Origin of the sequence: uncultured Ligilactobacillus sp. (genome assembly GCF_948826705.1) — a bacterium.
Classification (GTDB): Bacteria; Bacillota; Bacilli; order Lactobacillales; family Lactobacillaceae; genus Ligilactobacillus.
Genome location: NZ_CAQLEL010000155.1, coordinates 1 through 13334, shown reverse-complemented (window position 1 = coordinate 13334; position 13334 = coordinate 1). Strand labels below are relative to the sequence as shown.

The 13334-nt window shown below is 40.2% G+C and carries 15 protein-coding genes; 12 read left to right on the top strand and 3 right to left on the bottom strand.

Annotated elements, in window-relative coordinates:
* Positions 1-62 precede the first annotated feature (62 nt).
* A complete protein-coding gene (locus tag Q9Q35_RS11725) occupies positions 63-734 on the bottom strand; it encodes a sugar O-acetyltransferase (RefSeq protein WP_304653534.1) in 672 nt (223 codons plus the stop codon).
* Between the two features lie 420 nt (positions 735-1154).
* Here Q9Q35_RS11725 and Q9Q35_RS11720 point away from each other — a divergent pair, with 420 nt between their 5' ends.
* The 5 genes from Q9Q35_RS11720 to Q9Q35_RS11700 all read left to right on the top strand — a co-directional run bounded on the left by Q9Q35_RS11720 (position 1155) and on the right by Q9Q35_RS11700 (position 5282).
* Positions 1155-2462: an MFS transporter gene (locus Q9Q35_RS11720; protein ID WP_304653535.1), complete on the top strand. Its 1308-nt coding sequence runs from the start codon at positions 1155-1157 to the stop codon at positions 2460-2462.
* A 227-nt stretch (positions 2463-2689) separates the two neighbouring features.
* Positions 2690-2896 carry a hypothetical protein gene (locus Q9Q35_RS11715; protein WP_304653533.1) on the top strand — a complete coding sequence of 69 codons (207 nt, stop codon included), beginning with the start codon at positions 2690-2692 and terminating at the stop codon, positions 2894-2896.
* 120 nt (positions 2897-3016) lie between these two features.
* Positions 3017-4159 (top strand): DUF3114 domain-containing protein, encoded by a 1143-nt coding sequence (locus tag Q9Q35_RS11710; RefSeq protein WP_304653532.1) that lies wholly within the window; start codon positions 3017-3019, stop codon positions 4157-4159.
* A 24-nt stretch (positions 4160-4183) separates the two neighbouring features.
* Entirely contained in the window at positions 4184-4540 is a 357-nt protein-coding gene (locus tag Q9Q35_RS11705; RefSeq protein ID WP_304653531.1) for a PadR family transcriptional regulator, read from the top strand.
* Positions 4515-5282, top strand: a complete 768-nt coding sequence (locus tag Q9Q35_RS11700; RefSeq protein WP_304653530.1) for a DUF1129 family protein — start codon at positions 4515-4517, stop codon at positions 5280-5282. The genes Q9Q35_RS11705 and Q9Q35_RS11700 overlap by 26 nt, the downstream gene beginning before the upstream one ends.
* A 181-nt stretch (positions 5283-5463) precedes the next feature.
* Here Q9Q35_RS11700 and Q9Q35_RS11695 read toward each other — a convergent pair whose 3' ends face one another.
* Together Q9Q35_RS11695 and Q9Q35_RS11690 are read right to left on the bottom strand one after the other, a co-directional pair.
* Positions 5464-6213: a macro domain-containing protein gene (locus tag Q9Q35_RS11695; protein WP_304653529.1), complete on the bottom strand. Its 750-nt coding sequence runs from the start codon at positions 6211-6213 to the stop codon at positions 5464-5466.
* 235 nt (positions 6214-6448) lie between these two features.
* Positions 6449-6988, bottom strand: a complete 540-nt coding sequence (locus Q9Q35_RS11690; protein WP_304653528.1) for a PepSY domain-containing protein — start codon at positions 6986-6988, stop codon at positions 6449-6451.
* 131 nt (positions 6989-7119) lie between these two features.
* On the opposite strand from Q9Q35_RS11690, the gene Q9Q35_RS11685 reads away from it, so the two are divergent.
* The 7 genes from Q9Q35_RS11685 to Q9Q35_RS11655 all read left to right on the top strand — a co-directional run.
* Entirely contained in the window at positions 7120-7785 is a 666-nt protein-coding gene (locus Q9Q35_RS11685) for a response regulator transcription factor (RefSeq protein WP_304653527.1), read from the top strand.
* Entirely contained in the window at positions 7766-9112 is a 1347-nt protein-coding gene (locus Q9Q35_RS11680) for a cell wall metabolism sensor histidine kinase WalK (protein WP_304653526.1), read from the top strand. The genes Q9Q35_RS11685 and Q9Q35_RS11680 overlap by 20 nt, the downstream gene beginning before the upstream one ends.
* Positions 9109-9717: a metallophosphoesterase gene (locus Q9Q35_RS11675; RefSeq protein ID WP_304653525.1), complete on the top strand. Its 609-nt coding sequence runs from the start codon at positions 9109-9111 to the stop codon at positions 9715-9717. Before Q9Q35_RS11680 ends, Q9Q35_RS11675 begins: the two co-directional genes overlap by 4 nt.
* Positions 9714-10520, top strand: a complete 807-nt coding sequence (locus tag Q9Q35_RS11670; protein ID WP_304653524.1) for an alpha/beta hydrolase — start codon at positions 9714-9716, stop codon at positions 10518-10520. Before Q9Q35_RS11675 ends, Q9Q35_RS11670 begins: the two co-directional genes overlap by 4 nt.
* A gap of 3 nt (positions 10521-10523) precedes the next feature.
* Entirely contained in the window at positions 10524-11150 is a 627-nt protein-coding gene (locus Q9Q35_RS11665) for an HAD family hydrolase (protein ID WP_304653523.1), read from the top strand.
* Positions 11151-11293: 143 nt separating this feature from the next.
* Positions 11294-12865 (top strand): sodium:proton antiporter, encoded by a 1572-nt coding sequence (locus Q9Q35_RS11660; RefSeq protein ID WP_304653522.1) that lies wholly within the window; start codon positions 11294-11296, stop codon positions 12863-12865.
* 217 nt (positions 12866-13082) lie between these two features.
* The coding region (locus Q9Q35_RS11655; RefSeq protein WP_304653521.1) for a DHHW family protein at positions 13083-13334 on the top strand (252 nt) is incomplete at its 3' end.

The window sequence follows — 13334 nt, the reverse complement described above, 5'->3', positions numbered from 1 at the left end:
GAACGGTAACGCCCAATCTTTCAGCCATTTCTTTTGGTTTTAATATCGCCATAATATCTACCTCACATTTCATCTTTTTTGTAGATATTATATCGCGTTTGATTACATTTTAATATATTTTGATTAACAGTTATTTCCTCCCAGTTGATCGGTGATTTTTTAAAATAATATTTACGGTCATGTTCATTTATCGGACGTAAAACACGACAGGGGACGCCTACAGAAACGACATTAGCGGGCAGATCTTTGGTGACGACACTACCAGCGCCGACCACAGTGTTATCGCCGATCGAAATTCCAGGCAAGACGATCACACCTGCACCGAGCCAACAATTTTTACCGATGTGGATCGCTTGATTATGTTGATACCCTTTTTCTCTTAATTCAGGTAAGATCGGATGCCCTGCAGTCGCTAGTGTCACGTTAGGTCCAAACATTGTGTGATCACCCACATAGATATGAGTGTCATCAACAACGGTCAAATTGAAATTGGCATAGATGTGGTCACCAAAATAACAATGCTTACCACCAAAATTAGCATGAAATGGTGGTTCAAGATAGCAATTTGGTCCGATCTTGCCAAACATTTGTTGCAATAAAGTCTGACGCTTGGTTTGTTCATGGGGACGAGTCTGGTTAAATTCATAGAGCAGTTCTAAACAAGCTGTCTGTTCGGTCATGATCGTTTCATCATTTGGTAAATACAACTCACCAGTGTGCAATTTTTCGCGCATTTTTTTGACCTCCACATAAAAATATTTTTTAAAATTATACGCTTTCATAGTTGGAGAAACAAGTATTTACACTGTTATTTTTAAAATTTGAATTAATTTTCTTGTTGTCTTTTAATTTTTAGTGTGATAAACTCTGACTTATCAAATTTAAGTGAGGCGAAAAAAGATGAGAACTGCAACTAAACAACTGCAAACTAACAATAGCATTATTATTATTCGGATCATTTCTTAGGTGGTGCGGATAGTTTAGCTTGTCTGCATCACCGTGGTGCAGACAGGAGCAGACTCAACTTTTGGGCGTAGCGACTGTTTGTCAAAATGGTCGCTACGCCTTTTTTGTAGCTTAAATTAAAAAGGAGGGACACAGAGCAGATATTAGAACTACAGATCACATATTAAAAGGGGAGGAATTTGATCATGATGGGATCAGAAACAAAATTATCAGAAACAGAAGTTGTTAGAAGTTCAGTCAAGACGGTGATCTTGGCTTCGATGATCGGAACAGCCGTCGAATTTTTTGATTTTTATGCGTATGGAACAGCTGCGGCAGCGTATTTCCCCAAAGTCTTTTTTCCACAGATGACGCCATTACTGGCGACCGTCTTGAGTTTATTGACATTTGGGGTCGCATTTGTGGCTCGACCGGTGGGATCATTTTTATTTGGACACTTTGGGGATAGTTTAGGGCGTAAGAAGACTCTAGTATTATCGATGCTAGTTATGGGAGTCTCAACGATCTTGATCGGTTTTTTGCCAGGTTACAGCAGTGTTGGAGTCTTGGGGGCGTTGTTGCTATGTGCTTGTCGTTTTGTCCAAGGGATCGGACTTGGTGGTGAGTGGTCTGGCGCCGTTTTAGTGGCGACTGAAAACGCACCTGCGGACAAGCGTGCTTTATATGGGGCTTTTCCTGAAGTTGGAGCTCCGATCGGCTTTTTCTTATGTAACGGTCTGTTCTTTGTTTTAGAGAAAACTTTGACGGCACAGCAGATGTTAGCTTTTGGTTGGCGCGTACCGTTTTTGGTGTCAGCGGTCCTAGTCGTGATCGGACTTTATGTGCGACATCATCTGCAAGAAACACCGCTTTTCCAATTAGCGCAAGAAAATGATACGACGACCAAGACACCATTGAAGGAATTATTTTCCGATTACTGGAAAGATATCGTCAAAGGAACATTTATCATGGGGGGAACATATGCGATGTTTTACACTTTGACGACCTGGTCTTTAGCATATGCGACGACAGCTTTAGGCTTTAGCCATTCTGAGATGTTGTTATTATTGATGGGAGCGATCATCGAATTTGCGGTCTTGATCATGACGACTTCATTGTTAGCTGATAAGATCGGACGCAAGAAAGTATTGTTGACTGCTACAGTTGGCTTAGTCGTCTTTTCCTTGGTCTTTCCGTATTTTCTAAGTGGACAGCATAATTTAGTGGGCATGTTGTTGTTTTTAGGGGTCGGATTTGTCATCATGGGGACGTTATATGGACCTGTGGGGGCTGTTTTACCAGAGCTTTTTCCGACAAAAGTTCGTTACTCAGGAGCTGGGATCACATATAACCTAGCAGCAGTGGTGGGCGCTGCTGTAGCTCCGTCGGTAACGACTTGGCTGATCGCACGTTTTGGCGCGCATGCAGCGGGGCTGTATATGTTTGTCTTAGCTGTGGCCTCAGTTGTAGCTTGGCTGACCACAAAAGAGACAAAAGATGTCGACTATACTAAATAAAGATCGAAAAAATACTTGCCTTGTAGTTAACTTCATTGTTTATACTAAACGTAATAAAAAAGAAGGGTATGAGATAATGATGACAAAGAGCAGTATTTTTACAGTAGTTTTAGTAGTATTATCTGGGATCTTAGGTTTTTGCACAAATGTTTAGGCAGATATCGTGCGATCAGAACGAAAAGAAGCTTATCCAGAAGGATATGATAATTACGCTCGGGCAGCTGATAGTGAACGTAAAAAAGATCCACCCAGCGATCAAAGATAACATTCCGTTTACCACTAGCATGAGCGATCCAATGAATGCTTCGATGAATGCTACGCGCAAGCTAGCCAAAAAAGATGGCGCCCAGATCAAAAATGGGGTCCGCCATGACGATAATGAAGTACAACTTGAGCGTTTTTTACGTAAAAATGGTTTATTAAAACAAAATTAATTTATACTGGTGAGGCTGTGATATAAGTTTTCAAAAAAGAATACTTATGTCACAGCTTCTTTTTGCGTGAAAAGAAAGTTGTTTTCATGGTATTGTTACTTAAAAAGCGAAAGGAATACGATGGAGATGATGACTTTAGAGCAGCAATTGTCAAATTTAGCTAAAGAAGGCTGGGATAAGCGCAGTTTACGTTATTACCGGCAAAACTGCCTCAAACAAGCTAGCGTATCAATGACTTGTTGGCAAGCGATCCATGAAGTTGGAACGCCACTATATACAAAGATGCTGAAACGTTCTTTGTTGCCAGCACGCTTGAAAATACAGTTAGTGTTGGATCATTTAGGAGCATATGTGGATGAACATAACTTTTTACAGCTTGCCCCGATGGCTAGATATCACATTTGGGCTGACCTTTCACCATTAGCTGAATTTAATGTGCTTTTTAGAGCATTAGTCTTGCAATTATATGGAAGATCTCCTAAAAATAGTCAGCCGTTAGCTCAAGAAAACTCTGATTTTGCTCGACGGTTAAATCTTTTCCGGGGTCATATCGATCGGCAAGCCATCAGTTATTTACGGCAGACATATCCGTTTTTGCCCAATGATTTTTGGCGTTTAGCAGTTTATGCCAAGCAATGTGGAGTGGAGCTGGATTTTGAGACTGGGGCAAATTATCACAATCGTCACTTAGCTGAACAAACTGATTTTGTACCAGAAAATATGAAGGTGCAGCTGGCTAAAAATTCGAGCTATGGATATTTTTCGCGTTTCAATGATGCACGAATGGTGGAATTTATCATCAATATCGATACGCTGGAGTTTGTCAGTCAGTGGAACGTGATCAAACAGGAAAAAACAGGTGGATTTTGTTCAGATCCTAAAAAATACAAGATATCAGAATTGCGGGCTTTGGCAGATACTGAATCTTTTAATTATGGGATCCCACATGGAAAAGGGCGAGTACCATGGCGCTATCGCTATTCGCATGGCAATCTTGATGGTGTCAATCCACTTGAATCTGATCTACGTAAGCAGGCCAAAAAGTTTTGGCACGCAGATAGCGATGCTAGAAAAGAAGTAAACGGTTATGGAGACCTCGTTAACAGTAATGGTATCGCTGACATTTTATGTTGGCAAAATGTTTCACGTGAAAATCGCTTAGCACTATATCGTGGCTACACCAATTGGTTATATCAGACAAAACGATCATCTACGGGGATATCTCACTATTATGCTTTACATAGTAGTGGAGAGGATATATAATCGGGGGTGTAGGAGGATGAGCTGATGAATAATTCACAACTATTAAAAGGAACGTTGGAGGGCTGTGTCTTATTAGTGATCAGCCAACAAGAAGTTTATGGCTATGAATTAGTCACTAAGCTACAGCAACTAGGTTTTTTTGAGCTCAGTGCAGGGACAGTCTATCCGCTTTTGCAAAAATTAGAAAGACAAGGCTGTTTAAAAAGTCAGTTACGTGCTTCAAGTGAGGGACCAAAGCGAAAATATTATTACTTAACTACTAGTGGTCAAATTCAGATCCAAAATTTTATTAAGGATTGGCAACAACTTACGGCGACAGTGACAGCGGTCATCGAACAGACAGGGGGAAATGAAGATGGAGCCATTGATCGAAAAAAATAACCAGTTGCGTGAAAAGTTAACGCGTGAGAATCAAAAATATTATGAAAAACTTTTGGTATATTTACGGGTAAAAGGTAAAGATGAGGTAGCAACAGAAGCGGTGTTGTTAGAGATCTTACAAGATATGCTCGAAGCGCAAGCAGAGGGGCAAACAGCAAAACAATATTTTGGCACTGATCCTAAAGTGGCAGCAGATGAACTATTAGCTGAAATAAATGCTGATAGGAAAGAAAACTTAAAAGAAAAGTCGAGTCTGAGCGTATTCATCTTTTGTCTGCTAACATTATTAGCGTTTATGCATACTGAGATCAATGTTATCGAATATATTATTGAGATGGTCGGGATGATCATTTTACTCAATATCACGCTTACTTTGCTGGGCAATGATGCTTTCAAACGTGTCCCGTGGCGTAGCTATTTAGGCATGGGTGTAGCATTTATAGTCTACGTAAGTGTGTTGCTATTGAGTGATCATTTTACTCCAAAAACTTTGATCTATCCTCTTGGTACCGCAATATTGTGGGGGATCGGGCTGGTATTTGTGATCTATTTGATGTTGTATTTTAAGTGGCCTGATTACTTTGGTAGTGGACTTTTCTACACTGGAGCCTTAGCTTTTGCGGCTACGTTAGTTCATCTACCACTCACAAATAATATCTTTCAAACACTTTGGGGCCAAGTAAGTTTGATGGTGATGTTTGCATTGATCTTAATATTCAAAGCATTCAAATTCAAAAAATAAATTTAAACTCTGCCATCTATAGCTGAAAATGGCCTAGCTTAGGTATTTGAGTATTTTAGCTGGTGGATCAGGTGCTTTGAGTGGCTAGCAAGAAAAAAGAAGAGATCTGATAAGTGGTCACTGAATGTTGATATAACAAAAGAGGAGCTGAGACTCATAGAGTTTCAGTTCCTTTTTTGGTCTAGTTATTTAACAAATAGTGGTAAAGGTTATGATCAATATCTTTGTAAGGGCAAAAAATGATCTTTATTTCGGGATGTTTAGCATGAAATTTTTCAGTGGTATCAAGTGCGATCTGAGCAGCTAATGGGCTGGGGAAATTTTTATGTCCAGTCCCTAGACTACAAAAAGCGATCGAGCGGAGACCATTTTCTAACGCTAATGTCAAAGTGGCTTCATAACAAGTAGCTAGTTGTTGTTGGAGTTCTAATGTCGGCTCGCCCGTAACTTTAGGTGCTAGTGCATGAATGACGTGTTTTGCTGGTAGATGGTGACCAGCGGTGATCCGAGCTTGACCAGGCTTTAGATGAGTGTGTTGCATCACCAAAGCACATTCTTCACGTAATCGACTCCCAGCTAGAACGTGGATCTCATTGTCCAAACAGATATGTTCTGGTTCAAAGCATCCAAGCATTTGGTCTGAAGCAGAATTGACGATCGCATCGACTTTTAGACATGTTAGATCTCCTTTGGCTAAATATATTCCAGATTTATATTCAGTCAGATCGCTTAGTTCAATGTGGCCACGCTTTTGCCAGATGAGATCTAACAAGTGATCTTCTTGTTGTAAGTAATGTTTGGGTAAGTCTCCTGGCTGGCGTTTAGTTACAAGTTGTCGCCAGTAAGCAAATTGGGCTGAGAGATCAGCTGGAAAAGGCCCGGTTGGTGCAAGTTTAGTGATCAATTCGGGTAAGAGTTCGGTGATTTGCATAAAATATATTCACTTCCGTTACAGATTGGCGGTCCTTTTTTGTTTTAAGCCGTCACTTCATTATAGAAAAATTTTTGTGGATTTTACAATGGATAGGTCTGAGCTTTTTGAGAGTAAAGCTCCTGCCTCAAAGCAAGTGAGATATTTTAGGATAAAAAGAAGCCCACCCGAATTTTTTTAAAGATTCGGGTGGGCTTCTTGTAGATAAGGTCTATGTCACAGCCTCTCATTTAGCTCACTTAGTTTTTTCGCTGAGGATCGTACCATCATCGGCATTTAAAACGAGTTTGATCTTTTTATTATTATCTTGCAATTTTACTTTATAGACTGTTTTGCCATTTTCGATATCGAGTTTGATCTCACGCAATTTAGCTGAGCTGTATTTTTCTTTGGCCTTCTTTTCAGCATCTTCAAGTGAAAGTTTAGGTGTCGCTTGGCTCAATTGGACATCTTCTTTATCATCGCTGATATCTTCTGTGCTATGTTTGATAACTTTGCCACTGTTGCCGTCGATCTTGTATTCTTTTTCGATCTTATCGTCTAAGATCGTAACTTCATAGACGGGCTTGTTTTTCTTGTTTTCAAGTTCGATCTGAGTGATCTTACCGGCTTTGGCTTCTTTTAGAGCTGTTTTTGTTGCTTGCTCAAAGCTGACCTTAGCACTGATATTTTTGTCAGTACTATCCGCTAAAACAGTAGCTGCTGGTAAAACGCTAGCACCCGTCAAGGTCAGGCCCGCTAAAGCGAGCAAGACTTTTGTTTTTAAGTTGTTCATTTGTGATACCTACTTTCTTTATTTGATGTCTTTAGTATAGGATCAAAAGATGAACACAAGATGAATAGCGGATATATTTACAAATTAATTTTGTTAAGTTAGGCTAAAGGTAGATCGTGGAGGAAATAAGGATGAGAATTTTACTAGTTGAAGATGACCGCGTACTGAATCGTAGTTTAGTAAAGTTGTTAAAAACACAAAATTATAGCGTTGATCCTGCTTTTGACGGTCAGGAAGCGTTAGATCACCTGTTAGGAGCAGAGTACGATCTGATCATTTTAGATGTGATGATGCCACGGATGGATGGCTTTGCTTTTATCAAAAAATTACGCACACAAGGAGATGAAGTTCCAGTTCTCATGTTGACGGCCAAGGATTCCTTAGCTGATCGGATAACAGGGCTTGATCTAGGTGCAGATGATTATTTGGTAAAACCATTTGAGTTTGAAGAGCTGTTGGCTCGGATCAGAGCAATGCTACGTCGAAAAAAGCGTGATGTTTTGAGCGATACAGTCCAATTAGGCGATATAACGCTAAATATTGCCAAAAAGCAGGTGAAAAAAGGTACTGCTTTGATCGAATTAACGGCTAAGGAATATGAAGTACTGGAATATTTATGTCGCAACCGCGGACAGGTCTTGACAAGAGACCAGATCCGTGAGCATGTGTGGGGCTTTGAATATGAAGGTGAGTCAAATATCATTGATGTGATCATCAAAAATATCCGTAAAAAGACAAAAGATCCAGCTTTGATCAAGACAAAACGAGGGTTGGGCTATGTTGTTAAAGAAGCGTAAAGGGAGTATCGTTTATAGAGTCACACTTTGGTATAGTGTGTTTATCGTGATATTTTTTGCCTTGATGTTAGGTGTAGCTTATGTGATCGGTGTTAATTTAGGTGATAGCAAAGGTCAACAAAAATTGCAACATTCCGCATTGGAATTTAGCCAAGAGATCGATGATTATGAAAACTTTGATGATGGGATCTATTATGTGATCTATAACAAAAATGGTCAGCGCACCCGCGGAAGTCTGCCACGTGGCTTTGATACTAAGCTTGGTTTTACTGATGAACAATTAAAAGAAACGACAAGTGGCAATATAACTTATCAGTATTTTGATGTTAAGATCAAAGATAGTAATGAGTGGCTCCGTGCGATCCGGATCAAAGGAGGCTTGAGCCATGAATTAAAAATGTTTTTGCTTGCTCTTTTTTTGGTCGCTCCCTTTTTAGTCATAGGGGTCGTTTTCGGAGGATATCGCATTTTAAAAAAAGCGATCGCTCCAGTAGATAAACTCAATCAAACAGCACAAGCGATCACTTTGAGCCAAGATTACTCTAAACGGATCACGGTTTCCAAACAAAATAATGAATTGAGCCGTCTAGCGTTGACTTTTAACACGATGTTAGCTTCGATCGAGCATTCATTTGAACGAGAACGTCAATTTAATAACGATGTATCACATGAGTTGCGCACACCATTAGCTGTTATTTTAGCCGAAAGTGAGTATGCCACTAAATATGCTAAAGATGAGGCTGAACTCAAAGAATCAGCGCAGATCATCAGACAACAAGCGATCATGATGAAAAACTTAGTCGATCAGATCTTGGAATTGACTAGATTAGAAAACGGACAAACATTCAAGAAAAATAAGCTCGATCTAGCCCAATTGGTCCAAGAGCGGGTGACTGCTCAGCAAAAGATCTTTGAGCAACGTGGACTTGAGTTGACATGTGAGATCACAGAGCAGCAACCTTATCTAGGCGATGAGCTTTTATTGAAACGGGTAGTGGATAATCTGTTGAGCAATGCTTTAAAGTTTGCCAAAACAAGGGTCAGTGTCACTTTAACTAATAATGGTCATGAACATCTTTTGACGATCAAAGATGATGGACCAGGGATCGCTTTAGACCAGCAAGAAAAGATCTGGCACAAATTCTATCAAGTGCAGACCGCTCGGAACAAAACAAGCACTCAAGGTGTTGGGCTAGGCTTAGCATTGGTCAAAAATATAGTTGAACTTCATGGTGGGCGGATAACGGTCATTTCTCAGCTAAATAAGGGCACAGAGTTTGACCTTCGTTTACCCGATAATATAAAAGATCAGGGGGAAATGACATGATATTTGTAACTTCAGATACGCATTTTTTTGATGAACACCTCTTGGGGATCACTGATTTTGCCAAAAGGCCATTTTTAACGACTTCGATGATGAATGAAGCGATCATCGAGGCTTGGAACAAAGTCGTTGGTCCTAACGATACGGTCTATCATCTAGGTGATATTGCAGTCCATTTTGTCCGTCCAGAAAAAAAGTCGCATCAAGATGTTTTTGATGTCTTGCAACGTCTCAATGGAAATTTAGTTTTGATCAAAGGTAATCATGATAGTCGTGCGCTCTTCAAATATCTAGCTAAGCATAATTATGAGGTCAATGGGCACCCTAAGTTTAGCTTTCACGATGTTGGTGCTTTGATCAAATACGATCACCGCCAATATTATCTGACACATTATCCGATGATGTTAGGGATCGCACCTAAGATCATCAATTTACATGGTCATATCCATCATTACGCTGTCAATGCTAAGGAAAATATCAATGTTGGAGTGGATTCACCAGAATTTGATTATTTGAAAACTAAGCCAAAATTTGGCCAGCCACTTTCAATGGTACAAGTTGAAGCGATCGTTGAAGCTAAGAAGGATGATTATTTAAAGAGACGATGAAAAAAGTAATAAAAATATTTCTTGGACTGTTATTATTTTTTATCTTTAGTCCACAAACTGTCCATGCTAAGACAAACATCCCAACGTTATTCGTGCATGGGTGGGGCAGTAGTTATCGTGCTGAAGAAAAAATGGTCAAAGCAGCAGTTAAAGCTGGTGTGACAAAAACAGTCGTCAGAGTAAATGTTGACATCTATGGTCAAGCACATCTACAAGGAAAGCTAACATCGAGGGCTAAAGATCCCTTGGTCGAAGCGAATTTTGAGAACAATAAAAATGTCAATGCTGTAATGGAATCACAGTATCTAAAGGCGGTCATCCAACTTTTACAGACTAAGTATCACTTTGAGAAGTTTAATTTTGTCGGTCATTCGATGGGCAATTCAGCGATCTTGTATTATTTAAGGGATAATGCAGACGATCGAAGTTTGCCCAAATTAAATAAGCAAGTCGCTTTAGCCGCATTTCCCAACGGCCTAGTTGATGAGATGCCTAAAGATGTGACGCTTGGTAAAGATGGAAAGCCTAGTGTGACTGCTGGAGACTTTGAGAACTTTTTGAGCTTAAAGACGACCTATCCTAAAAATGCGCAGGTGCTAAACATCTATGGAAATATTTTAGATGGTAGTGACTCGGATGGACCAGTTCCGGTCAAGTCAGCTCAGACCTTGCGTTATTTAGTCAGTCCAAGGGCTAAAAGTTATCAAGAAAAAGAGATCCGTGGTAAAATGGGCCAACACAGTAAATTACACGATAATGTACAGGTCGAGCGCTTGTTGCTCAAGTTTTTATGGGGGAAGTAAGTAATGAACAATTATATGTTTGATTTTGATGGTACTTTGGCTGATTCGGGAAAAACAGCTGTTTTAGCAACGCAAAAGACATTTGCTGATTTCGGTCTGGTCGAACCAAGTAGTGATCAGATCCGAGGCTATATGGGGATCCCGATCGAAAAGTCTTTTCCACTGCTAGGAGCGACCAAAGATTTGGATGAGATGTTTGATAGTTTTCGGCAAAATTATCAAACCTTAGAAGCTGACAATGTCAAGTTATATCCTAAGATCAAAGAAGTATTAGCTAGACTAAAGGAAAATGGCAAACAGATCTATGCGGTCTCAAGTAAACATAGTGAAGCGTTACGGCGCAATTTAAAGCTGTTAGGGATCGTTGAGTACTTTGATGATCTAGTTGGTTCTGATCAAGTAAAACACTATAAACCAGCCCCAGATGGGATCGAGCTTTTGTTAGAACGCTATGAGCTTTCCAAAAAAGAGACTGTCATGATCGGTGATGCGATCTATGATATTCAAATGGGACATGCTGCGGGCGTCAAAACAGCAGGTGTTTTTTGGGGGGCTTTTGATTGGGACGCTGTCTTAGAGCAGAAACCGACATTTACGTTGATGAAAGTAGAACAATTACTTGAAATGTAGTTTTGAAAATGCTGTCTGGATGCTGATCTTAGGCAGTATTTTTTAGTTTTATAGGGAATATAAAATTAAATTTAGGGCTATTATCGAAGAAGACTTCCAGGTTATAATAAATTAAGTAGCACAAAACCAAAAGGGGGTAGAAGATGTTAGCATCTACTTTTGTTTTATTGCTAGTATCGATCTTTAGTTTGATGGTCTCGCGGATCTTCCCGCGAATATCAGTCAACTACGTGAGTACATTTATCGGGATCTTATGTGGTGTGATACCTTTTATCGATCATAGGATCGAAGAATTCCACTCTGAGATCTTTATGCTGTTGATCATTGCACCGTTACTATTTTTTGAGGGGTTTGCGACACCTTTTGGCAACCTCAGACATAAGTTAAAGCAGATCATAGGGATCACGGTCGTAATGGTCTTGTTGAGCACAGTCGTTGCAGGAGTAGCATTACATTTAGCTGTAGGTGTAAGTTTGCCGTTAGCTTTTGTGATGGCAGCGATCAGTACACCAACGGATGCTACTGCGACTTCATCTGTTTCGATGGGCTTGACGATGCCTAAAAAACCCAGTGAGTATCTGCGGTTAGAGTCGCTTTTTAATGATGCTTCAGGATTGATCTTATTACAAGCTACTGCTTTGTGGCTCGTCAATGGACAATTCAGCTATCAAAAAACAGCACTTGATTTTTTGGTCTCAGCTCTAGGGGGGATCTTTGTCGGGGTGATCTGTTGCACGATCGTTATGTTGTTTCGGCAACGTCTTTTACGGACTTTGGTCGATAGTTTGACAGTCCAACTGCTCTTGTATGTTTTGACCCCATATATCATCTATTTGATCGCTGAAGAGTTACATGTTTCTGGGATCTTAGCTGTAGTTGTTGCCGGGATCATGCACAACAGTGAGGCGCGCGTATCGCTATTTGTTGATGCACGGCTTTCTTTTATCTCTCGGAGCGTAACTGATATCATGAATACGATCTTAAACAGCATGGTCTTTGTCATTTTTGGGATCATGGTAGTCCGAGTGATGCGAGAGTATCTTAGTCTTCAAAATATTGCGATCTGGGGGCTCAGTGGAGTCTTGTTATATATAGCTGCACTTGTGGTCCGCTATCTATATGCTCGTTATAAGTTGAAAGAGACTACTAAAAATGCGGTTGTTTTTGCATTAGGTGGAGTTCATGGCGCTGTGACCTTGGCATTGGTCTTTTCGTTACTTGATCTAGGTGTTTCGGGGAATGAGTTTAGCTTGATCTTGATGGCTGAATTTATTTTGATCATCTTAAGTATGCTAGTCCCAACGATCGTTTTTCGCTTTATCTTGCCTAAAAAGCAAAACGATGCTACGATCTTAGCCAACGTTGCCCGGATCCGGCATGAGATGGTCGAAGCAGCGATCAAGGAAGTCGATAAGATGCACCTACCAAAGAGAGCTAAAGATGTTATCTGTATGTATCTACGAGACCAAGCTAAGGCTACATCTTTGAGGGAATTTAATCAAAGATTTGCACGGGCTTTACAAATACCTGAGATCCAAAATGATTTTTATCACAATTTCCGTTATCGTATCTTTACCAGATGTTTTGCAGTTGAACGTGCTTATTTGCAACAAGCGGTCGAAGAAGGAAGGATCGAGGCAACTTATGCTGCCAAGCTCTACCAAGAAGTTGTTCTAGCTGAAGCGATGCTAGTCGATAATCGGGAAGAAGAATAATGGTTGCCCCCTTTTTTGGGGCTTTTTTGTATTATAAAACCATGTCTTACAAGGTCGTAGGACATGGTGAAAAGGAAGGAAATAACTGTTAATAAAAATATATTAATAGGTTAAAAATATAACGGGGTGAGCTACCCCCTTAGGCTATCTGAGCTAGTCAATGTCATTACCCTCTTGTCAGGATATGGGAATACTAGCGTTGATGGTAGTAAATAAAATGGCAGGGGATAAGCTTCAGAAGATTGATTTGATAAATGTCCTTAATAAGCACAGGCAGGAGGCTATCTACTATAAGACGGATCATCACTGGACAAGCCTCGGGGCTTATTATGCGTTTGGCCAGCTTGCGAAGGAGATGGAGATTGGAAATACAGCGGGCGGCTATAATATTTATACGGTGGCAGATGATTTTCAGGGGACTCTGGCATCAAAAAGCGGTTATCATGGCTCCGAGGATGTGGTGCAGGTG